This window comes from Acinetobacter sp. TG2027 (assembly GCF_000302435.1).
In the GTDB taxonomy this organism is placed as follows: Bacteria; Pseudomonadota; Gammaproteobacteria; order Pseudomonadales; family Moraxellaceae; genus Acinetobacter; species Acinetobacter pittii.
This window is the reverse complement of record NZ_AMJN01000040.1, coordinates 281,083-305,947: the sequence shown is the minus strand read 5'-3', so window position 1 is coordinate 305,947 and position 24,865 is coordinate 281,083. Positions and strand designations below refer to the sequence as shown.

Genomic DNA, 24,865 nt, shown 5'->3' with positions numbered 1-24,865 from the left:
TAATGGCATATCCCTCTAGTAAGTCAAATCCCTCCGACCGTTGACTTACTTTTTTGGGGAATACTTAGCTCCAGCGGTATTCCCTTTTTTTAGAACCTATACTCCAACCTTCTCTAAACCTGATTGACAATTCGCCCATTTCATTGAAGGATACTCAGCATGTCTTAATTACAATAGCTCGATAAAAATGAATACATCTTTAGCTAATCAAACTTATGTTCCAGATATTTTAGGCACGGGCTACGAACAGCTCACACTTAGTTTTCCTGATGATTATGAAGGGAAAGTTGTAGCCACCTTAGTGCGTAAAAAAGCTGCTCAATCTACTCAAAAAGCCGTACTATATATTCATGGTTTTTTAGATTATTTCTTTCAAACCGAAATGGCTGAGCAATTCAATGCTCATGGTTATGACTTCTATGCACTTGATTTAAGAAAATATGGCCGCTCAAAGCTGCCTCATCAAATTTTCTATAATGTGCTTGATTTAAATGAATACAACGCCGAAATTACTCAAGCATTACAGATTATTGGCGAAGAGCAACACACTCAGGTTTTATTCGCTGGTCATTCAACTGGTGGTTTGACAGCAACGCTTTATGCTGCCCATCATCCAGATCATCCTCTTATTAAAGCGCTATGGGCAAATAGTCCGTTTTACGACTTTAATTTAAGTCTAGTTGAAAAGAAATTTGGTATTCCAATGCTCAGTCGAGTAGGAAAATATCTACCAAAAGTTAAATTCCCAAGCCAACTCAACAAATGGTACACCACCAGTCTTCACAAGCAGCTCAAAGGTGAATGGGAGTTTAACCTTGACTGGAAACCAACCTCTGCCCCTACAGTTCAACTCAGCTTTGTACATGCGATTCATACGGCACAAAAAGAGATTCACCGCGGGGTTAAACTAAACGTTCCCGCACTGATTATGCATTCGCATCAAACTAAAAACCCGCGCAAATGGGGAGCAGATGCGACTCAAAGCGATGTAATTTTAGACGTTAAAGACATTGAAAAATTTGGTAAAAAAATCAAAGGTGATGTCTCTGTTGTGTCTATTCACAATGGGTTGCATGACCTAGTCCTTTCGGCCCAGCCAGTACGAGAACAAGTCTATCAACAATTGTTTCAGTGGCTGGATCAAAAAATCACTTAACTGAGCTTAGGTGAGTCAAGGTATTTCATCAGCAATTGATGCGCAGGATGTTCGCTCGGAACTAACTCCATAAGACGCTCTACCGCATCGATTGCTTCAGGGAAATGAGCTAAATGCTTAAGTAATAAATCAGTTTCTTGCGTTTTAAAAATTGCATCGCTCAAGCGTGATTCAAGGCAGTCACGCCATGCACATAAAAACGGACTTTCAGTTTTTGCCAGAAATACACCTGTGTAAAGCTGCAAAGCCGAGGCTGCATATCCTGCATCGAGTGCTTGTTCCGCTTGTAAAAAATCGGCCTCTACATGTACAAGTAAACGATATGGACGAGAACCAAGTAAACCACCCAAAATATCTCGTAGTTGAGACATTTCAGCTTTAAGTGTGCCCATGCTTACTTTACGTTCGCCATAGAGCGCCTGATAAAGATGCTCTAAAGTTAAACCATGTGGACATAGTGCCAATATGGTTAAAATTTCAATTTGACGCGGCGTTAATAATAAACTTTTGCCATTAAATTTAACTTGCGGTGTCGAAAATGCACGAATATGTAATTGCTGGCGCTGCTGCTCTAACAAAGCAGACTGAATAATGGATGCACAACGTTCAGCGGCCAGAATTCCTAAACTATTATGGTTCTTCCAAGTGGTTGATAAATCAACGACACCAAGGGTTTGTTTTGAATATGGATCGATAATCGGCGCGGCATAACACACCCAATCATGAATCGACTCCATGTAATGTTCGTTTGAAAAAACACAGCTTGATTGTTGAGTTTTTAAAGATAAAGCCAAGGCATTGGTGCCCACAAATTCTTCACGCCACTGACCACCTTGTACGAAATGTACACGCTCAGCAGCACTTTGCATTTGAGCACTTGGTGCCGTCCAGATAATCGTACTGCCAATATCACCGACAGCAATTACCATTGAAGATTGCTCTGCAATATGACGTAAGTCATCGGCACATTGGCTTAAAGCCATATCTAAAGCATTTTGTGAAGCAGTTTTTTTCTCGACTAATGGAGCAGCAAAACGCTCTTTAGGAATCGCGGCAGAAGCCGATCGTTCCCACGAGCTTGCAATACTTTGGCCGAGTTTGGCAGCGTTCTGAGGAGAGAGACTATTTTGCGTGCGCAGTTGATCAATCAACGTCCGTTGCTGCAATAAATCCTTTTTTGTGAACATTTGTAAATTCCTTATATATCCACATTTCTATTCCAACCTTTCTCCAACCTTCTTCTTTATATCCTAATTATACAAAGTACGAAAGTACCTACTGACAGGGTTCTTGTTAGTCTTTAGTCCTAAAAAGCAAAGGAATATTTATATGCGCTATATCGATCCAAATCAACCAGGCTCAAAAGTTCAATTTAAATCACAATACGAAAATTTTATTGGCGGTGAATGGGTGGCACCTTTAAAGGGTGCATATTTTGACAATGTATCTCCTGTTGATGGAAAAGCTTTCACACGTATTCCACGCTCTAGTGCCGAAGATATTGAACTCGCTCTAGATGCAGCACATAAAGCGAAAGCAACATGGAATAAAGCATCACCGACGGTACGCTCAAATATACTTTTAAAAATTGCTGATCGTTTAGAAGCAAATCTTGAAATGCTTGCTGTTGCCGAAACTTGGGATAATGGTAAAGCAGTACGTGAAACTTTAGCAGCTGACCTTCCGCTTGCGATTGACCATTTCCGTTATTTCGCTGGATGTATTCGTGCTCAAGAAGGTGGCATCTCTGAAATTGACGAAGATACCATTGCTTATCATTTCCATGAACCACTCGGTGTAGTTGGTCAAATTATTCCATGGAACTTCCCAATTTTGATGGCAGCATGGAAACTTGCACCTGCTTTAGCAGCAGGTAACTGTGTTGTGATTAAGCCAGCTGAACAAACTCCAGTGGGTATTTTGTTGGTGGCTGAACTCATCCAAGACATTTTGCCGCCGGGTGTACTTAATATTGTCAATGGTTTCGGTTCAGAAGTCGGCCGCCCGTTAGCTACCAACCCACGTATTGCAAAAATCGCATTCACAGGTTCAACCCAAACTGGACAAATGGTAATGCAATATGCGACTGAAAATATTATTCCAGTCACTTTAGAACTTGGTGGTAAGTCACCAAACCTTTTCTTCGAAGATATCATGGATAAAGAAGACGACTTCTTAGAAAAAACGCTTGAAGGTTTTGCTATGTTTGCCTTAAACCAAGGTGAAGTATGTACTTGCCCTTCTCGTGCTTTAGTACAAGAAAGCATTGCTGATCAGTTCTTAGAGATGGCTGTCGAGCGTGTAAAACGTATTAAAACTGGTCATCCACTTGATACTGAAACCATGATTGGTGCTCAAGCATCTTTGCAACAACAAGAGAAAATCTTACGTTGTATTAACACTGGTCGTGAAGAAGGTGCAGAGCTATTACTTGGCGGTAGCGGCCGTAAAGAAGTAGGCGATGGTTACTATGTCGATCCGACTATTTTTAAAGGTCACAATGGTATGCAAGTTTTCCAAGAAGAAATTTTTGGACCTGTACTTGCTGTGACAACATTCAAAGACTTTGACGATGCAATTAAAATTGCCAATGACACCATGTATGGTTTAGGTGCAGGTGTATGGTCACGTTCAGCTCACATTTCTTATCGTGCTGGTCGTGCTATTGAAGCTGGCCGTGTTTGGACAAACTGCTATAACATCTACCCTGCACATGCTGCATTTGGTGGTTACAAGAAGTCAGGTATTGGTCGTGAAAACCATAAGATGATGCTAGATCATTATCAACAAACTAAAAACTTGTTGGTGAGTTATTCAACTAAACCAATGGGCTTCTTCTAAGTTTCGCACCAAGTTGATACCAAACTATCAACACTAGAAGAAGTAAGACCATTAATATATAAGAAGCCAGTAATTTAGATTACTGGCTTCTTTATTCCCGATTGTTAAGATTGAATTTTTATCATTTAGAACAAAAAAGTTCTATCTACTCCCTGAGGTGCTTCATTTAGGCATTGCTTTTGCATTAATTCATACAAATCCACTCGCAGGAGTATTGTATGAATCAACCAGAAACAGCTTCCATTATTTCCTCAAAGACAGAAGTCTCGTCAGCAGAATATTTTGCTCAGCGCCAACTTAAACAAGGTACCGTTGGTTGGTTACTCCTGATTGGTTTAGGCGTAGCGTATGTGATATCAGGTGATTTTGCTGGCTGGAACTTCGGCATAGCCCAAGGCGGCTGGGGTGGTATGTTTATTGCCACTGCCCTTGCTGCAATCATGTATCTGTGCCTGTGTCTTTCTATGTCAGAAATGTCCACCATGATGCCGACAGCAGGTGGCGGTTATAGTTTTGCACGTGCTGCCTTTGGTCCTTTTGGGGGCTATTTAACAGGAACAGCCATTTTAATTGAATACGCAATTGCACCAGCGGCGATTGCCGTGTTTATTGGCGGTTATTGCGAATCTTTATTTGGCATTAATGGCTGGATGATTTACCTCGCCTGCTATGCCATTTTTATGGGCATACATCTAAAAGGTGCCGGCGAAGCCTTAAAAATTATGTTCGCAATTACACTTGTCGCAGCTGTTGCTCTAGTTGTGTTTATTGTCGCAATGATTCCACATTTTAATACACAAAACCTGTTAGATATTCCTGTTGGCACAGCAGCTGGTGCAAGTCGTTTTCTACCTCATGGCTATTTAGGCATCTGGGCCGCAGTTCCCTTTGCAATCTGGTTTTTCCTTGCAGTTGAAGGTGTGCCATTAGCAGCCGAAGAAGCGAAAGATCCAGCCAAATCTCTGCCACGCGGTTTAATCGGAGCAATGCTCATCTTAACAGCCTTTGCCATGCTCATTTTATTCTTAGGTGCAGGTGCAGCGGGTGCAAGTACTTTACAAAACTCTGGCGCTCCCCTCGTCGATGCTCTGGTTAAAGTGTATGGCACCAATACTTGGCTTGCGACTTTTGTTAACTTTGTTGGTTTAGCAGGTTTAATCGCGAGTTTCTTTTCAATTATCTATGCCTATTCGCGTCAAATTTTTGCACTCTCTCGTGCTGGTTACTTACCTACTTCACTCTCTTTAACCAATAAAAATAAAGCCCCTTATCTCGCAATTATTATTCCGGGCATTATTGGGTTCTTGCTTTCACTCACCAAAGAAGGTGATTCACTCATTTTAATCGCTGTTTTTGGTGCCACCATTTCCTATGTATTGATTCTTTTATCTCACATCAAACTACGCCTATCTAAACCCGACATGCCTCGTCCTTATAAAACTCCTGGAGGAATCGTTACTTCAAGTATTGCCTTAGTTCTAGCAGTCGCTGCTGTAGTTGCGGGCTTTGTTGTTAACCCAAAAGTTTGGTTTATTGCTGCCGCTATTTATGTCGTATTTATTGCTTACTTTTTATTCTATAGCCGTTATCATTTAGTTAAAGGTACACCAGAAGAAGAGTTTGCAAATATTAAAGCCGCAGAACAAGAACTATAAAAAAGGATTCAACTATGAGTTATCGCAATATTGTCGCCAATCAACAGTATCACTTTGCTGACTTGAAGACCTTGATGGCAAAAGCAACGCCGTTACGTTCAGGTGATGAATTAGCAGGTGTAGCGGCCAGAGATGCAACCGAACATGTTGCGGCACAAATGACTTTGGCCGATGTACCACTTAAAACCTTTTTAAATGAAGTTGTGGTCGATTACGAAACTGATGAAATTACAAGACTAATTATTGATGAACATGATCTGGCAGCCTTTGCCCCTATTTCACACTTTACAGTAGGTGATTTTCGAAATTGGTTACTTGGAGAAGAAGCCACTGCTCAAAGTTTAAAAGCCTTAGTATCAGGTTTAACTCCAGAAATGGTAGCTGCTGTCAGCAAAATTATGCGCAATCAAGATTTAATTTATGTCGCCAGCAAATGTGAAGTGGTCACCCAGTTTCGCAACACGATTGGTTTAAAAGGCCATCTTTCTACCCGTTTACAACCGAACCACCCGACCGATGATGTGCTCGGTATTTCTGCCAGTATTTTAGATGGTTTAATGTATGGCAATGGTGATGCCGTGATTGGCATTAACCCCGCCACAGATAATCTTCATAATTTGTCAGAGCTACTAAAATTACTTGATCATGTCATTCAGGAATATCAGATTCCAACACAATCTTGTGTTCTCACACATATCAGCTCAGGCATTCAACTTGCTGAAAAAAATGTGCCAATTGATTTAATGTTCCAATCAATCGCTGGTACACAACTGGCTAACGAAGGCTTTGGAATATCGCTCGATTTACTACAAGAAGGATATGAAGCCACACTTGCACTCAAGCGCGGAACCATTGGACAAAACGTCATGTACTTTGAAACGGGTCAAGGCAGTGCGTTATCCAGCAATGCACATCACGGCGTTGACCAGCAAACATTAGAAACGCGTGCTTATGCAGTCGCCCGTAAATACAATCCGCTTTTAGTAAATACAGTCGTTGGTTTTATTGGTCCCGAATATCTTTTTAATGGCAAACAAATTATACGTGCAGGTCTAGAAGACCACTTCTGCGGTAAGTTGCTTGGTGTGCCAATGGGCTGCGACATTTGCTATACCAACCATGCCGATGCTGACCAAAATGATATGGATGTTCTCCTTACTCTGTTTGGTGCCGCGGGCATTAACTTTATAATGGGGATTCCGGGTTCAGACGATGTCATGCTCAACTATCAAACCACTTCATTCCATGATGCCCTCTATTTAAGACAACTCCTCGGTTTAAAACCCGCTCCTGAGTTTTCAGCATGGCTTGAACAGCAAGGTATTTTTAAACAACAAAACTCCCAAATATGTTGGGCAGACCACATGCCCGACCAATTCTCTCGTCTGCTCATGAACTAGGGAGAACACCATGAAACTGAACCGTGATATTCAATATCCATCTTCTACCCATCAAGATCAGTGGGAAAAACTTAAACAGTTTACCGATGCCCGTATTGCTCTGGGCCGTGCGGGTTGTAGTATCCCAACACGCGCCTTACTTGAATTTCAGTTGTCGCATGCACAAGCAAAAGATGCGGTTTATCAAGACATGAATGTTTCATATTTATCTGAGCAATTAACGCAAAAACAGCTGCAAAGTCTTCATGTCCAAAGTAATGCACCTAATAAAGAAATTTATCTTAAACGTCCAGATTTAGGTCGTCAGCTTTCAAACCTATCAAAAGAAGTCTTAATTAAGAAGTATGCAGAAAACACGCAACAGTATGATGTTTGTATTGTAGTCGGTGACGGTCTCTCCGCAAGAGCGATTGAAGCGAATGCTATTCCATTTATTACAATGCTGAATGAACAAGTTCAGCAAGAAAACTGGAGCCTTGCACCAATTACAATTGCGACAGGCAGTCGGGTTGCATTAGGCGATGAAGTCGCAGAAATCTTTAAAGCAACCATGCTTGTGATGCTAATCGGTGAGCGCCCTGGTTTAAGCTCTCCTGACAGTATGGGAATTTACTACACATGGAATGCATATTCAGGCTGCCTCGATGCCAAACGTAATTGTATTTCTAATGTTCGCTCAGCAGGTTTAAGTATTCCAGTTGCAGTACAACGTTTAATGGCATTAATGAAAAAATCAAAACAGCTTGGCTTTTCAGGAGTTAATTTGAAAGATGAACATCAACTTCCAAATATAGATTTTGAAGAAACTCAAAAGCTATTATTTTAAGCAATGGAATATGCAAAGAGATTTATTGGAAAATAGATAATCCTTTGCATAACCATATTATCTTAACGAAAAATATCAATTTTCAGGTATTGACGATTTATACAGATATTTTCTTCTTTATATTTATCGCTATACTCCACCTATTGATCTTCTATGAATCATTTGTATGAACACAACAAACGCCTTCCCTAAAACTATTTATGCCATTCAGCATCTTGCTTTCGAAGACTTAGGTTCATTAGAAGATGTCTTTTATCAACTCGGATTTCGCGTCCGTTATTTTGAAGCAGGTGTAGATGATTTAACTGCTGCTTTTGCACACGATGGATTAACTATTATTTTAGGTGGTCCAATCGGGGTTTATGAAACTGAAGATTATCCATTTTTAAAAGATGAAATTGCTTTACTCAAACAACGTTTAGCAGCAGATAAACCTACACTTGGTATTTGCTTAGGTGCGCAGCTGATTGCCCATGCGCTTGGCGCAAAAGTATATGCAGGACATCAAAAAGAAATTGGTTGGGGACCACTGAGCTTAAGCCTACGTGCCAATCAGGTGTTATCTCCTTTGCTTAATAATGTCCATGTTCTACATTGGCATGGCGATACTTTCGATCTCCCTGAAAACGCGGTGTTATTAGCTAGTTCAGAGATTTATACCAATCAGGCATTTGAAGTTGGAAATAATATTCTCGCGTTGCAGTTTCATATTGAAACAACAGAAGAAAATTTTGAGAAATGGTTAATTGGCCACACATGTGAACTTCGTAATGCCAAGATTTCGATTCAGAAACTTCGCGAAGAAAACTTACAATATGCTCAAGCACTTGAACATGCTGCATTTGAGGTTATTCAAAAATTCTTAAAAAGAATTGGTTATAGTGGATAAACTATAAAGACTCGAATGTGCGCTAATATTAAATTTTACCATTTGGTATTATTGTTTGCTTATTTTTCAAACAAAGAGAGTGCTATATTCGCCTTTAACAAACATTTAATAAAATTTTCAGTGTATTATTAATTTGTAACACGAAATATACGTTGATTTACTATGGATATCTGGAAATTTCTTAAAAGCTTTAATACGGTCAATACTTATTTATTGCTTTCATGTATTCTCCTTATAATCTTGGTTCTTTATTTTTATGTGATTAATCCAACCTAAGCTAATTTGCCAAGGATATTAATCATAAAGAAAAAGAAAATATGAGAAGACATCTAAATAAAAAGCCCAACTGAGTTGGGCTTTTTTATATCTCTTGTTTACTCACAACATGTTGTTCGTCTTGCGAAAAAGTAAGAGATAATCAATCTCTTACTTTTTCTCAGGCTTGAAGCTATCTTTCAAATCAAGAATACGGTTGAAAACCGGTTTCTCTGGTGAATGATCATATTGATCAGCGACAAAATAGCCTTCACGCTCAAATTGGAAACGATCTTCAGGATTCGCTTGTGCCAAAGCTGGCTCAATGACAGCTTGTACCACTTTTAATGATTCAGGATTAAGATTTGCCAAGAAGTCATCATCTGCATCAGGTGCGGCTTCAGTAAACAAACGATCGTAAATACGCACTTCAGCAGGAATCCCTTTAGTTGCAGATACCCAGTGAATCACACCTTTAACTTTACGGCCTTCCGGATTCTTTCCTAGAGTTTCAGGGTCAATTGAACATTTCAGTTCAATCACCTCACCATTTGCATCTTTAATGACTTCATCACATTTAATCACGTAAGCATGTCGTAAACGCACTTCACCGTCAGGAATTAAACGTTTAAAGCCTTTTGGCGGTACTTCTTCAAAATCTTTACGATCAATATAGATTTCCTTAGTTAAAGGAATCACACGATCACCCATATCAACATTAGGATGGCGAGCATGCGTAAGATCCATATCTTCAGGTAAATTAGTTAAAGTCACTTTAAGTGGACTTAAAACAGCCATACCACGCGCAGCAGTATTTTCTAAAGATTGACGAATACAGAACTCAAGCATTGCAACATCAACAATACCGTCAGTTTTTGACACGCCTACACGCTTACAAAAATCACGTAAGCCTTCAGGAGTAAAACCACGACGGCGCATACCGACTACGGTTGGCATACGTGGGTCATCCCAACCATTTACATACGCACCTTCCACCAATTTACGTAATTTACGTTTTGACGTAATGGTGTAGTCCACGTTTAAACGTGAAGATTCGTACTGATGCGGAACAGCTTTAGATTTTACTTTTTCTACAATCCAGTCATAAAACGGACGGTGATCTTGGAACTCTAATGTACAAAGCGAATGGGTAATCCCTTCAATCGCATCAGACAATGGATGAGCATAGTCATACATTGGATAGATTTTCCATTTATCGCCAGTTTGGTGATGCTCTGAATGTAATACGCGATATAAAATCGGATCACGCATATGTACATTTGTACTTGCCATATCAATCTTGGCACGTAAAACCGCTTCACCCTCTTTAAACTCACCGCTACGCATTTTTTCAAAGCGAGCAAGATTCTCTTCAATAGAAGCATCACGGTATGGAGAGTTTTTACCTGGCTCAACAAAGCTACCACGGTTTAACTTAATTTCTTCTGGAGATTGTAAATCTACATATGCATCGCCTTGTTCAATAAGTTGAACTGCCCATGCATATAATTGATCAAAATAACCCGATGCATAGCGTGGTTCACCATTCCAGTTAAAACCAAGCCATTTCACATCGTTAGCAATACCGTCAACATACTCTTGTTCTTCAGCATCAGGGTTTGTATCGTCAAAACGCAAATTACACAAACCATCAAACTCTTCAGCCACACCAAAGTTCAAGCAAATCGCTTTTACATGGCCAATGTGTAAATAACCATTTGGTTCTGGTGGAAAACGCGTTACGATCTGCTTTGCACGTCCCGTAGCCAAATCATCAGTAATGACTTGGCGAACAAAATCTAAGCCAGCCTGTTGTTCTTGCTGCGCAGAATCGACAGAGGCATGAGTATTCGGTGTCGGGTTATTAGGCAGGCTCGAGACAACATCATTAGGCTTCATAGTGTATCAATCACTTCTTTGTAGATAAATTTCGAAAAATTTAAACGCTATCTTCATTTTTCACAAAGATTTTAACGTTTTTTACTTGCCTTGTAGTTTACAGTTTGCTTATGCTTCTCTCAACCAAAAACCCATGGTCATAAGCCCATGTTTAGGAGATTAATGTAATGAGTTTTCCTCAAGTCGAATTAAACACCAATAAAGGTCGTATTGTTCTTGAACTAAATACTGAAAAAGCACCAAAAACAGTAGCAAACTTTTTAGAATATGTACGTGACGGTTTTTATGACGGCGTTATTTTCCACCGTGTCATTGATGGTTTCATGATCCAAGGTGGCGGGATGGATGAAAACTTCAAAGAAAAAGCAACTCGTGATTCTATCGAAAACGAAGCTGACAACGGTTTAAGCAATGATGTTGGTACGATTGCTATGGCACGTACTCAAGCACCTCACTCTGCTTCTGCACAGTTCTTTATTAACGTAAAAAACAACTCTTTCTTAAACCATACCTCTAAAACTGCTCAAGGCTGGGGTTATGCTGTATTTGGTAAAGTTGTTGAAGGTATGGATGTTGTTGAAGCGATCAAAGGTGTTCGCACTGGCAACCGTGGTTACCACGCTGACGTTCCATTAGAAAATGTTGTAATCGAATCTGCTAAAATTATTTCTGAATAATTTTAGGAATAAGCTGTGACTTATCTGTTTATCTCTGATTTACACTTGTCACCTGAACACCCTCGACTTGTTCGAGGGTTTTTAGATTTATTGGTGCATTATCAAAATAAACAAACACAGCTTTATATTTTAGGTGACTGGTTTAACGCTTGGATTGGCGATGATTACTCGGCACCATGGCTCGATGAAATTATTGAGGCATTAAAAGACTTTAACAAAAAAGGAAATCGGGTTTACTTCCAAGTAGGTAACCGTGATTTTGCTTTAAATCAGATTTTCCTTAATAAATTTAATGGTGTATTACTACCCGACATTTATTATCTTAATATTGCTGGACATCAGTACCGCCTAGAACACGGTGATGCACTATGTACAGATGACGTTTCCTATCAAAGATTTAGAAAAATTATTCGAAATCCACTTTTAGTGGCTTTTTTACGCCGTACGCCCCTGAGTTTTCGCACCAAACTGGTTAATGGCTTTCGAAAAAGAAGCTCCGCTGATAAACAGCAAAAAAGCTATGAAATTATGGATGTAAATGAACAAGCTGTACTTTCTGCTTTAACATATGTAGATACACTTATTCATGGGCATACCCATCGCCCTGCAATTCACCAAGTACAAGCTAAACAACGAATTGTTCTTGGCGATTGGCGTGAAGATCAAGCTTATATTTTAGAAATTGATCCCTCTTCAAATATGCAACAGCTTGAATTGATTATCTGGAATTATTAGTTATGAAGTTAGTAACTTTTTATTTGAACTTTCAATTCTTTAATTTTGTTATTTAAATCAAAATCGTAAATCGCACAAAGACTGGCAATAAATACAAATTTCCAGCTTATATATGCATGAGTATGATACTCAATGTATAAAATCAAAAGACTCAAAACAAATGCAAAAATGATAAAGGCTTTCACAATTCTAATTTCCCGCAGCTTACTCTTTGCATCTGTTGGCATTAAATCAATCATTTTCAATAGATTACTAAAACTTTATATGAAATTATATTTCTTTATCAAACTACACAGGAAATGTTTTTGAATAAAATAGCGTATGATGGCAAAGATTAAATTCTCTCAATTGCTATAAAACTGATATGGAGTAAAGTATGGATTTATTAAATACGGTTAAAAGCCGCTATACAACAAAAGCATATGATTCTGAAAAGAAAATTCCTCAAGAAAAAATTAATAAATTATTAGAAATTTTACGTTTTACCCCTTCTTCAGTAAATATTCAGCCTTGGCACTTTGTAGTTGCAGACAATCTTGCAGCTAAAGAACGAATCGCAAAAGCATTAACAGGAAAGTATGCTTACAATGCTCCTAAAGTGCTTGAGTCATCACATACACTTGTATTCTGTACAAAAACGGATATTACATCTGAGTACTTAAATCAACTACTTGAGCAAGATGATTTAAGTGGCCGTTTTAAAGATGAAAAAGCAAAATTAGGCCAAAAAGATACTCGCCATGGCTACGTCGAGTTCTACCGAAATGAACAGAAGAATTTATTCGGGTGGATGGAAAATCAAACATTCATTGCTTTAGGACAGCTACTCTTTGCTGCTGGCTTAGAAGGCATTGATGCGACTCCAATGGGTGGCTTTGATGAAGAAGTTCTAAATACTGAGCTCGGGTTAACTGAAAAAGGCTTACGAAGCTCTGTAATTGTTTCTCTAGGCTATCGCAGTGAAAATGACTTTAATGCTAAGCTTCCTAAATCACGTCTGCCAGATGAAGTGATTTTCACATATTTATAAAAATCTCTATAGTTCAAGAGATTCTATTCTCTTGAACTATCAAACCATTGCGCTAGCTAAACAAACTACTCCACTTATTCCTAAAAGAATCCCCAAAATGGTAGGCCATTTTAATTTTTCTTTATATAAAATCACTCCGCTTAAAATTCCCAATAACACAACAAGAATATTCATGCTCGCAAAAACAATTGCAGGAGAATCTTTTAAAAGAATATGAGCTTTTACATATAAAGCAATATTTGAAAAATTGAGTATTCCTAATATTAATCCAGCTATCGTACTTTTAAACTGCCACTTTTGAGTCTTCTGTAGCAATAAATATGAAATCGACAATATAAAAGCAGTAATAAAAATAAGATTTAAAGTGAGTGTAAACTGCAGACCTAAACTACTTGTATATTTCAAGAGAATATCTACTGCAGCATAACCACACCATACACTTAAAAGAGCAAAGATCGCTTTTCGAGATTGGTGATTTGCTGAAGAATTGATTTGCCCAAATAATACGAGTAAGACCGCACAAATCCCTAGGCCTACACCCCACAGTTTTAAGGTATTAAATTGTTCATGAAAAAAGAAATATGCCGCAAGTAAGGAAAGAACAACTGAAAGACGCTGTGCAAGTTCGGTTCTCACAATTCCTGCATACTCTAATGATTTAGCAAGACATAAAAAAATACTAGGTAAAATTATTCCTAAAGCAAAGATTAACCACCAAGGAGTATGTTGTATTGAAACATGTTGAATATCAGGCTGAAACCACCAAAAACAAAGAAGACTTGCGCTTGCATAGTTCCACGCAATCATTTGTAGTGGTTGATAACCTTTTCTCTTTAAATTTTTTAATAGGATAGATACCAAGACGCTGCTAAAAGCAGCAGCTAATATTAATAGCATTCATTAAAGCCCTATTTATTTAAATAAAATTAGTCATCATGGCAAATCATTCTCCATGACCAGTTAAATATTCTGAATCAACCTTTAAATACACATAAAAAAACCAGTCATTGTCTGACTGGTTTCTTTTTTAAGATTTCAATTAACGATTATTTTCGTCGTCTTGACCATCTTCAAATTTAGAATCGTTGTCAAAACCACCTTGATGACCACCGAAACCACCTTGACCACCGAAACCGCCTTGACCACCAAAGCCACCTTGACCACCGAAACCACCTTGACCACCGAAGCCGCCTTGACCACCGAAGCCACCTTGAGCGCCACCGAAGCCGCCTTGAGCGCCACCGAAGCCACCGCCTTGACCGCCGCCAAAGCCGCTACCTTGACCACCAAAACCGCCTTGAGTGCCGCCTTGTGCTGGGAAGCCTGTACCTTGTGCGCCTGCTGGACGAGGGTTACGTGCTGGAACAACAGTTGAAATCGCGTGTTTGTAAACCATTTGACTTACAGTATTTTTTAATAAAACAACATATTGGTCAAAAGATTCAATATGACCCTGTAATTTAATACCGTTCACAAGGAAAATAGAAACAGGGATACGTTCTTTACGGAGAGAATTTAAGAACGGATCTTGTAAAGTTTGACCTTTAGACATTTTTAACTCCAAAAAAAATTTTTAAATCAGCGCAAAAAAACTATCTTTATTTTTCAACTAAAAATTATAAAAAGACAGTGTGCAAATTTTGCTTTATCCATAAGAGTTTCGCAAGTCTTCTTTCGCCTGCTTTATCGTCAAGTAAGTTTTAAAATCGTGTATTTCTTGCAAAGAACGTAACCACGTATATTGACGTTTGGCAAGTTGTCGTGTTGCAAATAAAGCTTTATCCTCCATTTCACGTTTACTTTTGAGACTTAGATCACTTTTTAATAGAAATTCTAGTGCTTGTCGATAACCCACCGAACGCATTGAGGGTAAATTTTCATCTAAATCGTATTTTTCAATTAGAGCTTCAACTTCACTCAAAAAACCGATATCCCACATTTTGCTTAATCTTTGCTCAATGCGTTGATGTAATTCTACCCGATCTGGAAGTAAAGCGTAGTTATGAAATATGTATCGATATGGTACGTTTTTTGGTTGTTCTGCCTGCAATTTAGTAATTGGTTCACCCGTAATTTTATAAACTTCCAGTGCCCGAATAATTCTTTGCTTATCAGTTACATTAAACTTTATAGCGGCAGCAGGGTCTACAGAAACCAACTCATCATAAACTGCCTGCCATCCTTCGTTTAGAGCTTTTTCTTCAATTGCAGCTCGAACTTCAGCATCAGCACTTGGTAGATTACCAGATAATCCTTCTAACAGTGCCTTGAAATATAACATTGTCCCTCCTACTAAAATAGGAGTTTTGCCACGTGAATGTATTTCATCAATCAATTTACATGCATCTTCAACAAACTGAGCAGCTGAATAGACTTCCAGAGGAGTAATAATATCAATAAGATAATGAGGATAGAGTTCTTGCTCTTCACGAGTTGGTTTAGCCGTGCCAATATCCATATCTTTATAGACAAGAGCGGAATCAACAGAAATTAGCTCAAAATTTCCACGCTCGTATAATTCACATGCCAAAGCGGTTTTTCCGCTCGCAGTTGGTCCCATTAAATTGATGACGGGCAATTGATTTGACATGTAAAACTACTCTCCTCGAGCAAATAATTTATCTAATTGAGATAATGGGAATGCGCGCCAAGTTGGCCGCCCATGGTTACATTGGCTCGCAAATTCGGTTTGTTCCATTTGACGAAGTAAAGCATTCATTTCTGAAAGACTGAGTTGTCGATGCGCACGTACGGCTCCATGACATGCCATTCCAGCTAACAACTCATCTCTTTTTTGAAGTAATCCTTGTGCTTCATCATTTGGATCTAAATCATTTAAAAGCTCTGGAATAAGATTTTCAAAATCAGCTTTTTGTAATATGGCAGGCACACCGCGAACAATAACTTGCTCATCACCATATAAATCAATTTCCAGACCTAAGCGCTCAAGCTGAGGTTTTAACTCTTCAACTCTAACGGCTTGCATACGGCTAATGGAAATCACCTTAGGTATAAGCAATTGCTGAGATGTCCAAAATTCAGGTTTATCCCAAGCATTTTTCATTTGCTGTAATAAAATACGTTCATGTGCCGCATGCATATCAACAATAATAAGCCCTTCAGTATTCTGCGCTAAAATATAAATTCCATGCAGTTGAGCAATTGCGATACCTAATGGAAATTCATCTACTTTAGCAACTGGCTCAACATCCTCATTTACCGAAAAACTAGTAGGTTGGTCGCGAAGTGGGGCTAAATAAGTTTTTAAAGCATTATTTAGTTGAGCAGAACCATTATATTTTGGTGTTTGATCTGCATAGTGAACAGCTTGCGGACGACTAGCGTTAAAATCAGTTAATAATTCTGTCGGTGCAGGCTGAGTTCGTGCTTCACTGTCTGAATTTAAAGTTTCATTTGCACGGTGCAATGAAAATTGTTCTTGATATTTAGGCTGCGGCTGTACTGAATAATCTGATTGTTCATCTACTTTCATCGCTTGAGCTAGATCAGCACTCGCTGTCTGAAATTGTGCGAGAGTTTCTTTTGCATAATGTCTTACAAACTCATGCACTTCTCTTTGATTTAAAAATCGAATCTCATGTTTAGTAGGATGGACATTGACATCAATATTTTCAGGGTCAACCTCTAAAAAAAGTAAATAAGATGAATGTTGATGACCATGCAAAATACCGTCATAAGCCATGCGTAGCGCATGCGAAATCGTTTTATCTTTGACAATACGACCATTTACATAGACATATTGCATATCAGCCTGTGCACGTGCATCCGAAGGATGACCAAGCCAACCTGATAAACGCATGCTAATACTTTCGGCATCCATCCAATATGCATTTTGTACGAATTGCGAACCTAATAACTGCTGAACTCGCTGAAAACGCAGTTCTCCGCTATCTGCTATCGGTAAATTAATTCTAATATTATCATTGTGTTCAAGCACAAAACGTATATCGAAATGTGTTAGAGCTAGACGGCGAACAATTTCTTCAATATGACCAAATTCTGTAGTTGGTTTTTTTAAGAATTTACGGCGTGCAGGAACATTAAAAAATAAATCCTGAACACGAATATGGGTGCCCTTTTGAGCAGCAACTGCTTGTACTTCTTGATGATCAAATGCTGTACCGTTTACTTCAACTTGATGACCAATACCACTTTCATCTTGGCTACTGGTCAAAGTCAATCTTGAAACCGCAGCAATCGAAGCTAAGGCTTCCCCACGGAATCCCAAACTCACAATCGCATGTAAATCTTCAGCGGTTTTAATCTTACTTGTGGCATGACGCATGACAGCAAGTGCCAAATCATCCGGATGAATACCATGCCCATTATCAATGATTTCGATTAAAGTCGAACCACCTTGAGCAATCCGTACAATCAGCTCAGTTGCACCTGCATCAATTGAGTTTTCTAATAATTCTTTGACCACAGAACAAGGGCGCTCAATCACCTCACCTGCTGCAATCTGGTTCGCTAACGCTGCGTCTAATGTATGAATACGACGTTGTGTTAGCTTTTCATCAGTCATGAAGCTGTTCCTGCAAAGTCTGGTACAAATTTTCTGTTGGTAAAGTTAACGTTACTAAACGAGTCAACTCATCATCTGACTTTTGAATGTCAATGATGATATCCGCTTGTGGAATCTCATCACCACCTTTAGAAGGCCATTCAAATAAAAATAATGCATCTGTGATATCTAAATAATCACGGATTCCCATTAATTCAAGTTCGTAGGGATCATTCAAACGATATAAATCAAAATGAAAAATTTCTTTATCATTAATTTTATACGGCTCAACAAGCGTATAAGTTGGACTTTTAACAGAGCCTTTGTGGCCCAAAGCCTGTAAGAAATAGCGCGTAAGTGTGGTTTTACCCGCGCCCAAGTCCCCAATTAAATAAATTACACCCGACTGAACATGCTGCGCCAAAGCTCGAGCTAGACGCTCAGTATCTTCTTCATGATTTAAGACCAATTTCAATGAATACGACATAGCACACATAACATGATTCAAAATAATCGATATGATAACATTGCCCTGCCTTAAAAGCCTACTTAAGCCCTAGAAGTTGGCTTTTTTTATATCAATTTTCTTAAATATTCACACTTTCTTATGTCTAGTCCGAACGATTTTTTGCCACCTATGATTGATGGAGTAAGCGCGAGTCAAGTCTATCTTCCTGTGCAAACAGATGCCCAAACTATTTATGAGTATCTCTGTGGTCACTTTCCACATATTAAAACTGAAGAATGGGAACAAAGATTTCAAGACGGTCTTATATATGCAGCAAATGGGGACAAATTAACTGTAACCAGTCCATATGTCGGCAACACCCATATTTTTTATTATCGCTTTCTTGCATATGAACCACATGTGCCTTTTGAGCATCAAATTTTATTTGAAAATGATGATTTACTAGTGGTCGATAAACCCCATTTTTTAACTATTAGCCCGACTGGACAATATGTTCAAGAAACGCTTTTAGTCCGTCTAAAAAAACAAACAGGAAATGAATTTTTAACCCCTATTCATCGTCTAGATCGTGAAACTGCTGGTGTTGTTCTATTTTGCAAACGGGTTGAGTCGCGTGGAATTTACCAACAATTATTTGCAGAGCGCCAAGTCAATAAAATTTATCACGCTGTTGCACCTTATAAAAAAGATTTAAATTTTCCTCAGACATTACACTTGCATTTAGATAAAGGTCATCCTTTTTACACTATGCAAGTTATAGAAAATGCAAAAATAAATACCGAGACTTATATTGAGCTTATCGAGCATAACCAGATTTGGGCAAAATATCGCTTAACTCCTACAACGGGCAAACAGCACCAACTTCGCGTGCATCTTAATTACTTAGAAATTCCGATTAAAAATGATCCATTTTATCCCGTAGTTCAGCACAAAGCTGAGGATGACTTCTCGGAACCATTACAGCTTCTGGCTAAGCATATTTCATTTACAGACCCCCTTACAAAGGAGGGAATGTCTTTTAATTCTGAGTTTGAATTGACATTGTAATGTAACCGTAATGACAAAAAGATTATTTTTTATGCCAAAAAGCATTGAAATTACATTGCGATGGTTTAAAATAAATTCCTAAAAATTAAAATCATTTGGTTTTGTTATTCATGCGAAAAACAGAAGTTTATCAGGTTCGACTTGACTCCCAAGAAAAAAAGCAGGCTTTTGCTGTTTTTAAACAACTGGGAATTACCCCTGCCCAAGCAGTACGACTTTTTTTTAAACAGGTCGTATTAACTAAATCTATTCCTTTTGCGATCGAAAATCAGAATATTAATATGGAACAATTATTAAAACTGAGAAAAGCAAAAGCATCTTCATTAAACCAAAATTCATCAACTTTAGCTGAAGATGATGACCATGAAGATCTATTTGAAGAACTTAATGCACTTCTTGGTGAAAGCGACAAAACTTAACACTGTTGCATTTATAAACAAGTTTTAACGTCAAAAAGCTCTTTTTTTCGTTATGCTCTCTTTGTAAAAACATAATGATAAGTTACAAGGAGTGCCAAATGATCGTTAGACGAGCGACTTTTGAAGACTTAAAGCAACTCGCCGTTTTATTTGATGAATATCGCCAATTTTATGGGGCCTCTTCTAATTTTAATGAATCCCTTCACTTCCTAAAACAACGTTTTGAGAATAGAGAAAGTGTGTTCTTCATTCATATTAAAGACGATAAAATTACGGGTTTTATTTTACTCTATTTAGGTTTTTCTTCAGTTGCTTGTTCCACTTACTATATTTTAGATGATGTATATGTTACGCCCGTTTTTCGTCGTCAAGGTTCTGCTAAACAGCTAATCGATACAGCAATCTTATTTGCAAAGCAAGAGAATGCTTTGCGGATTAGTTTGGAAACTCAAAGTAACAATCATGAATCTCATCGCCTATATGAACAAATGGGATTTATTCGAGATAGTGAGTTCCAAACCTTCCATTGTTTTCTCAAATGATATTTTGAGCGAGCTGTTTTTGTTGTTCAGATAAATAAACCCATTCTCCATCTTCAAGTTCAGGTAAAACCAATTGCCCGACTTGATGGCGGTGTAATGCTTCTACTTTATTTCCCACAGCTGCAATCATTCTTTTTACTTGATGATAAACACCTTGATGAATCGTCATGGTTAATTGATGCGTTTCTAATATCGCTACATCCGTTGCAGCGAAAACACCTTTTTCTTGATGTAGGCTCACACCTTGGCTCAGCATTTCAATTTGCTCTGGTGTAACTGGATCTATAGTCGTAACATGATAAACCTTTGGCACATGTTTACGGGGATGAGTTAAAGCTTGAAGGTATTTACCATCATCGGTAAGTAAAAGTAAGCCTGTTGTATCTTGATCTAGACGGCCAATGGCTTGCACACCACGTTGAATCATAATTTCGGGTAAAAGGCTAAATACGCTTTGATGATGGTGAGGTTGGTGTGAACATTCAAAACCTTTCGGTTTCTTTAACGCAAGGTAAACTTTTTCTCGATATTGATAAGTTTCCCCAAAAAGAGAAAATTCTAAATTTTCTGGAGAGAATTGCTTTTTAAGGTCACTTACAACCTCTCCATCAATATTTACAGATCCGTTTTTTATTAACTGCTGACAATATTTACGAGAACCAAACCCTTGTGATTGTAAAATTTTTTCCAGCAGCATGAAGTTTTCTCATTAGAACTAAGCTGTTATTTTAACGTAGTTTCCATTTTTTACTAAACACTACTCGCTACTGTTTTCATCTACTTGAACTAGTTCGCACCCTTACTCTTCAACGACTCGATAAATATTTTCGTTCTGTTCGCTTTCAAATAATAATTCTGTAGTAGGCAAAATAATTTCATTATCAACAATAATATGCTCAATTCGTTGGCTTAGTTTTAAAGATTCATTTTCATGTTGCACTAAATTTTTCTTTAGTTGTGCTTTTGCATCATGAATCTTATCAAACTGATCTTTGATCTTGATATCTATAATGTCCATAAAAATATCCCGTACTCATGAGTAATGATTATTTTTATATCATAATTTTTAAACACTATACTTTTTAACTTGTTAATTTATATAACATTGTTTCCAAGCGTAACCAAAAATTAAAACTCCTTATCATTGAGAGATATACACTCAACTTTTAATTAAGAAGAGCTGAAATCAGCTGTATCTTTTAAAGCTTTCACATTCCAACTCTTAAATATTATACAATTCCATTTATTTATAATGCCCTCCGCTCGCCATGCTTGCCCAATTTGATGTTAATTTAGTTGTTCTACTCGTTCTGCTTGTCTGCGGCTTATTAAGTCAAAATGCAGCTGTAACTATTGCAGCAGGTGTATTGATTGTCGTTAAAATCACACCATTAAATGAGTTTTTCCCCTATATTCAAGCTCACGGTCTTAATTTAGGAATTCTTATTTTAACGATTGGTGTACTTACTCCCATTGCCAGTGGGAAGCTCAGTGGGGAGAGTATTTTAAAGTCATTTGTTAGTTTTAAATCACTTTTGGCTATTGCAATTGGCTTATTAGTCGCTTGGTTGGGTGGTCGTGGAGTAAAACTAATGTCAAGCCAACCTGACGTAGTTGCAGGCTTACTGATTGGTACGGTTGCTGGTGTTGCTTTACTTCGTGGTGTACCAGTCGGTCCTCTGATTGCAGCAGGCTTACTCTCTTTATTTATTGGTAAATAAGAAGTCGATATAAAAAAGGTGCAATTAAGCACCTTTTGAACAATTAGGCTAAATTATTTGTTTTAGCCAGAATAATAAGCGTTTCGTTTTAAAGAGAACTTTTCTAACTGCTTTAAAAATCCTTCAAAATAACTTTTCTCTTTTTCTTCAGTTCGGTAGCCCGCATATAAAGTTCGTCTTAAACCTGTAGGAGAAACACAATCTAAACGGCGACTTGTGACCCAACCCTTTTGTTCATATTCATTTACTACCCAATCAGGTAAAGCAGCAATACCTCGTCCACTTGCAACAAGCTGAATAAGCATTTGTGTTAAATCAGTTGTTCGTATTTGCTTAGGCTGAATATTCGCAGGAATGAAAAGTTTAGACATGATATCTAAACGGTGCTTATCAACAGGATAAGTAATTAAAACTTCTTCGGCCAACTCTTGAACTGTAATATTTTCAGCTCGTACCAAAGGATGCGTATTTGATAAGACTAAACGTGATTCGTATTCAAAAATCGGAAAATACTCAATTCCTTTTAAAGCAATTGGGTCAGCTGTAATCAGTAAATCAAATTCTGCATTTTGTAAGAGTTCATGTGGATTAGCTTCAAACCCCGAAGCAAAGTCTAAATCGACGTCAGGATATTGCTGGCGATACTGATTTAATAAAGGCATTAACCAGTCAAAGCAACTATGGCATTCCGATGAAAAAATAATTCTACCTGTCTGTCCATGCACAATACGTGTGATATCACTATGTGTAATCTGAATTTGTGGTAAAACATCATCAGCCAATTTTAATAAACGCTGTCCAACATTAGAAAAACTAACAGGTCTACTTCGACGATTAACTACTTCTACTCCATACCAATGATCTAATTCTTTTAATTGATGAGAAATAGCAGATGGCGTTAAACAAAGGTCATTTGCTGCCGAAACTAATGAACCATGCTCACGTAAAGCAACTAAAGTTTTAAGGTGGCGTATTTCTAACATGGGCCCAAGCCTAAAAAACAGATTTATCTATAAATGGATAAAGCTCATCTTTGCTTTTCCATAAAACTTTCGACAAATCTTTATTAATGAATTTTATTCACTTTAACATAAAATTAGTTAGTTTGTCTCAACATGAATTTTATTTCATTATCTTTTACTTGCAATGAATTTTTGTTTCCTCTGAAACTAAAGTGAAATTAAACGTTTTAATGAAGTTTTTTTAATGAGTAAGAATATGAAAACTAAAAATAGGCCTAATAAAGACCTATTTTTTAAAATACTAAAAACTATTGCGATAAAACATTTAAGCTAATAATCGTATAGTTCTGATCTTTAGGTTTTAATTTCAAATTTAGAGGAGCTGTTACTTCTACTAGGTACTCTCCAGCTTTTGGAAACGTAAGTTCGACTTGACCGTTGCCTCCCGCCTTAAACTGCTGCGCTTGCTTGTCAGTTGCACCCTTTTCTCTTAAATTCACTTCAGCATAAGCTAAAGGTTGTCCTTTTTCAGTTATGGTTAATTTAACAGGTTGAGCAGCTTTAATCTGGTTTGGATGTACAGAGAAACTAACTTTAATCGGTGTATTCGGAAGCTGAATATCTGAAACTTTTCCTTTAGAAAGATAACTCTGCAATATCCACTCACGTGTTACTTGTTCTGTTTTAATTGTTTTTGTTTTAAGGTCAGTCGGAATCAAATATTCACGTTCTGCTTTCGGTGGAGCTTTATCAGCTGGCATATCAAAAAATAAATGCCATGCTTTTTGGTCATATACATATTTTAAAGGGTAACTCGCCTGAGTTTGAACAATGTATGTGCCTTCTTCAGGTAACTCTACATCAAAAACAGTAGCAGACTTATGCAGGACTTCTGAATTGACAGTTTTAAGCTCATTTTTAGGTGTGAGTACAGTAAGCTTAGCATCTTTTAAAGCATATTCACTATTTAATGCTTCTTCCGCATAACCAGCAATTACGGGCACCTGAGTTTGTTCAGTTTTATAAGCTACAGGAGCTACATAAGGTTCGTGAGCAAAGCCTGTTGTACATATCAATGCAAGTGACGTCATTAGAAATCTATTCATTATTACAAAATCCTGTTGTACGCAAAGTTAAAAATTTCAGACAAAATATAAGCGGATACAGTATACACAAATAAAAATAATTCTTATTATCATTAATAAATTTAATTTTATACAAAAAAAGACCCGAAGGTCTTTCCTTATTTAATTTGATTTTATTGCTGCTTCATCTTTGGAAATGTTTGCTCGAAATCAATTAGCTTATAGCTTTTTACTAAATCATCTGGTCCGTAAGATACTTCGTATGAAGTTTCTTTACCATTAAAGTATGCTTCTGTCGGAGTCCCAAATACTTCCCAAAGACCGATTGAAGCCACATCTGCTACGCCATGACCAAAAGCTCTGCCGACTTTCACCCACTTTGAATAACCTTGTTGAAAAGTATAGATCTCAACGCGTGTTCCATCACGGTATTCTGAAAGTACAGGCGCACCAAACTCGGCAATCACATAATTACGAGAACTGCCTGGATTTAGAACATTTAAATTTTTTTTACTTGGTTGATTACCCGCCATAAATACTGCGCAACCAGGCATAGATAACATAGCCACACCCATAAGGCAGGTAATAAATAATTTTCTCACGTTTTAGCATCTCTATTTTTAGATATTTATACAAATTGTTGTAATGCTTAAAGTATTACGCGGTAATCATATATAATTTTTAAAAGTTTTTCGATGAATTAATCTATATAAAATTTAAATTTACTTCATT

At 37.7% G+C, this 24,865-nt stretch carries 26 protein-coding genes; 13 read left to right on the top strand and 13 right to left on the bottom strand.

Features of this window, described 5'->3' with window-relative positions; translation table 11 throughout:
- Positions 1-187 precede the first annotated feature (187 nt).
- Positions 188-1,156 carry an alpha/beta hydrolase gene (locus B806_RS0111090; protein ID WP_017385400.1) on the top strand — a complete coding sequence of 323 codons (969 nt, stop codon included), beginning with the start codon at positions 188-190 and terminating at the stop codon, positions 1,154-1,156.
- Here B806_RS0111090 and B806_RS0111085 read toward each other — a convergent pair.
- Positions 1,153-2,343 (bottom strand): helix-turn-helix domain-containing protein, encoded by a 1,191-nt coding sequence (locus B806_RS0111085; RefSeq protein WP_017385401.1) that lies wholly within the window; start codon positions 2,341-2,343, stop codon positions 1,153-1,155. The two genes, B806_RS0111090 and B806_RS0111085, sit on opposite strands and share 4 nt — an antisense overlap.
- Positions 2,344-2,485: 142 nt before the next feature.
- Between B806_RS0111085 and B806_RS0111080 the strand changes: the two genes are divergently transcribed.
- The 5 genes from B806_RS0111080 (at position 2,486) to B806_RS0111060 (ending at position 8,767) form a co-directional block, all read left to right on the top strand.
- Entirely contained in the window at positions 2,486-3,997 is a 1,512-nt protein-coding gene (locus tag B806_RS0111080; protein ID WP_017385402.1) for an aldehyde dehydrogenase family protein, read from the top strand.
- Between the two features lie 218 nt (positions 3,998-4,215).
- Positions 4,216-5,652, top strand: coding sequence for an ethanolamine permease (gene eat / locus B806_RS0111075; RefSeq protein WP_017385403.1), 1,437 nt, complete (start codon positions 4,216-4,218; stop codon positions 5,650-5,652).
- 14 nt (positions 5,653-5,666) lie between these two features.
- On the top strand, positions 5,667-7,052 hold the full coding sequence (locus B806_RS0111070) for an ethanolamine ammonia-lyase subunit EutB (RefSeq protein WP_017385404.1): 1,386 nt from the start codon (positions 5,667-5,669) through the stop codon (positions 7,050-7,052).
- Positions 7,053-7,062: 10 nt separating this feature from the next.
- Entirely contained in the window at positions 7,063-7,878 is an 816-nt protein-coding gene (eutC, locus tag B806_RS0111065; protein WP_017385405.1) for an ethanolamine ammonia-lyase subunit EutC, read from the top strand.
- Positions 7,879-8,044: 166 nt separating this feature from the next.
- Positions 8,045-8,767 carry a glutamine amidotransferase gene (locus tag B806_RS0111060; RefSeq protein ID WP_005073676.1) on the top strand — a complete coding sequence of 241 codons (723 nt, stop codon included), beginning with the start codon at positions 8,045-8,047 and terminating at the stop codon, positions 8,765-8,767.
- 426 nt (positions 8,768-9,193) lie between these two features.
- Here the strand turns inward: B806_RS0111060 and B806_RS0111055 are convergent, their stop codons facing one another.
- Positions 9,194-10,921: a glutamine--tRNA ligase/YqeY domain fusion protein gene (locus tag B806_RS0111055; protein WP_017385407.1), complete on the bottom strand. Its 1,728-nt coding sequence runs from the start codon at positions 10,919-10,921 to the stop codon at positions 9,194-9,196.
- A gap of 167 nt (positions 10,922-11,088) precedes the next feature.
- On the opposite strand from B806_RS0111055, the gene B806_RS0111050 reads away from it, so the two are divergent.
- Both B806_RS0111050 and B806_RS0111045 read left to right on the top strand, forming a co-directional pair.
- A complete protein-coding gene (locus tag B806_RS0111050) occupies positions 11,089-11,598 on the top strand; it encodes a peptidylprolyl isomerase (protein WP_002122280.1) in 510 nt (169 codons plus the stop codon).
- Positions 11,599-11,613: 15 nt separating this feature from the next.
- Positions 11,614-12,333: a UDP-2,3-diacylglucosamine diphosphatase gene (locus B806_RS0111045; protein ID WP_017385408.1), complete on the top strand. Its 720-nt coding sequence runs from the start codon at positions 11,614-11,616 to the stop codon at positions 12,331-12,333.
- An 8-nt stretch (positions 12,334-12,341) separates the two neighbouring features.
- On the opposite strand, the gene B806_RS0111040 is transcribed toward B806_RS0111045, so the two are convergent.
- Positions 12,342-12,572 carry a hypothetical protein gene (locus B806_RS0111040; protein ID WP_017385409.1) on the bottom strand — a complete coding sequence of 77 codons (231 nt, stop codon included), beginning with the start codon at positions 12,570-12,572 and terminating at the stop codon, positions 12,342-12,344.
- Between the two features lie 137 nt (positions 12,573-12,709).
- On the opposite strand from B806_RS0111040, the gene nfsB reads away from it, so the two are divergent.
- Positions 12,710-13,363 (top strand): oxygen-insensitive NAD(P)H nitroreductase, encoded by a 654-nt coding sequence (nfsB, locus tag B806_RS0111035; RefSeq protein WP_017385410.1) that lies wholly within the window; start codon positions 12,710-12,712, stop codon positions 13,361-13,363.
- A 39-nt stretch (positions 13,364-13,402) separates the two neighbouring features.
- Here the strand turns inward: nfsB and B806_RS0111030 are convergent, their stop codons facing one another.
- From B806_RS0111030 to tsaE, 5 genes are all read right to left on the bottom strand, one after another.
- Positions 13,403-14,260, bottom strand: a complete 858-nt coding sequence (locus B806_RS0111030; protein WP_017385411.1) for a DMT family transporter — start codon at positions 14,258-14,260, stop codon at positions 13,403-13,405.
- A gap of 142 nt (positions 14,261-14,402) precedes the next feature.
- A complete protein-coding gene (gene hfq / locus B806_RS0111025; protein ID WP_002122267.1) occupies positions 14,403-14,915 on the bottom strand; it encodes an RNA chaperone Hfq in 513 nt (170 codons plus the stop codon).
- 93 nt (positions 14,916-15,008) lie between these two features.
- The gene (miaA, locus tag B806_RS0111020; RefSeq protein WP_017403024.1) at positions 15,009-15,953 is read right to left on the bottom strand and encodes a tRNA (adenosine(37)-N6)-dimethylallyltransferase MiaA; all 945 of its coding nucleotides are present in this window, start codon (positions 15,951-15,953) and stop codon (positions 15,009-15,011) included.
- 6 nt (positions 15,954-15,959) lie between these two features.
- On the bottom strand, positions 15,960-17,909 hold the full coding sequence (gene mutL, locus B806_RS0111015) for a DNA mismatch repair endonuclease MutL (protein ID WP_017385413.1): 1,950 nt from the start codon (positions 17,907-17,909) through the stop codon (positions 15,960-15,962).
- Positions 17,902-18,375 (bottom strand): tRNA (adenosine(37)-N6)-threonylcarbamoyltransferase complex ATPase subunit type 1 TsaE, encoded by a 474-nt coding sequence (tsaE, locus tag B806_RS0111010; protein ID WP_005068599.1) that lies wholly within the window; start codon positions 18,373-18,375, stop codon positions 17,902-17,904. The genes mutL and tsaE overlap by 8 nt, the downstream gene beginning before the upstream one ends.
- A gap of 120 nt (positions 18,376-18,495) precedes the next feature.
- Here tsaE and B806_RS0111005 point away from each other — a divergent pair, with 120 nt between their 5' ends.
- The 3 genes from B806_RS0111005 (at position 18,496) to B806_RS0110995 (ending at position 20,365) form a co-directional block, all read left to right on the top strand.
- The gene (locus tag B806_RS0111005; RefSeq protein WP_017385415.1) at positions 18,496-19,404 is read left to right on the top strand and encodes a pseudouridine synthase; all 909 of its coding nucleotides are present in this window, start codon (positions 18,496-18,498) and stop codon (positions 19,402-19,404) included.
- A gap of 110 nt (positions 19,405-19,514) precedes the next feature.
- Positions 19,515-19,823 (top strand): type II toxin-antitoxin system RelB/DinJ family antitoxin, encoded by a 309-nt coding sequence (locus B806_RS0111000; protein ID WP_002122138.1) that lies wholly within the window; start codon positions 19,515-19,517, stop codon positions 19,821-19,823.
- 98 nt (positions 19,824-19,921) lie between these two features.
- Entirely contained in the window at positions 19,922-20,365 is a 444-nt protein-coding gene (locus B806_RS0110995; protein ID WP_017385416.1) for a GNAT family N-acetyltransferase, read from the top strand.
- Here the strand turns inward: B806_RS0110995 and B806_RS0110990 are convergent.
- Both B806_RS0110990 and B806_RS0110985 read right to left on the bottom strand, forming a co-directional pair.
- Positions 20,358-21,062: a 16S rRNA pseudouridine(516) synthase gene (locus B806_RS0110990; protein WP_017385417.1), complete on the bottom strand. Its 705-nt coding sequence runs from the start codon at positions 21,060-21,062 to the stop codon at positions 20,358-20,360. The genes B806_RS0110995 and B806_RS0110990 overlap by 8 nt on opposite strands.
- Before the next feature lie 102 nt (positions 21,063-21,164).
- On the bottom strand, positions 21,165-21,383 hold the full coding sequence (locus B806_RS0110985; RefSeq protein ID WP_017385418.1) for a hypothetical protein: 219 nt from the start codon (positions 21,381-21,383) through the stop codon (positions 21,165-21,167).
- A 250-nt stretch (positions 21,384-21,633) separates the two neighbouring features.
- Between B806_RS0110985 and B806_RS0110980 the strand changes: the two genes are divergently transcribed.
- Positions 21,634-22,086 (top strand): DUF441 domain-containing protein, encoded by a 453-nt coding sequence (locus tag B806_RS0110980; protein WP_017385419.1) that lies wholly within the window; start codon positions 21,634-21,636, stop codon positions 22,084-22,086.
- Between the two features lie 62 nt (positions 22,087-22,148).
- Here the strand turns inward: B806_RS0110980 and B806_RS0110975 are convergent, their stop codons facing one another.
- The 3 genes from B806_RS0110975 to B806_RS0110965 all read right to left on the bottom strand — a co-directional run bounded on the left by B806_RS0110975 (position 22,149) and on the right by B806_RS0110965 (position 24,735).
- Positions 22,149-23,069 (bottom strand): LysR family transcriptional regulator, encoded by a 921-nt coding sequence (locus tag B806_RS0110975; RefSeq protein WP_002122195.1) that lies wholly within the window; start codon positions 23,067-23,069, stop codon positions 22,149-22,151.
- Between the two features lie 287 nt (positions 23,070-23,356).
- Positions 23,357-24,154: a DUF4198 domain-containing protein gene (locus B806_RS0110970; protein ID WP_025466691.1), complete on the bottom strand. Its 798-nt coding sequence runs from the start codon at positions 24,152-24,154 to the stop codon at positions 23,357-23,359.
- A 152-nt stretch (positions 24,155-24,306) separates the two neighbouring features.
- On the bottom strand, positions 24,307-24,735 hold the full coding sequence (locus B806_RS0110965) for a hypothetical protein (protein ID WP_017403022.1): 429 nt from the start codon (positions 24,733-24,735) through the stop codon (positions 24,307-24,309).
- Positions 24,736-24,865 lie beyond the last annotated feature (130 nt).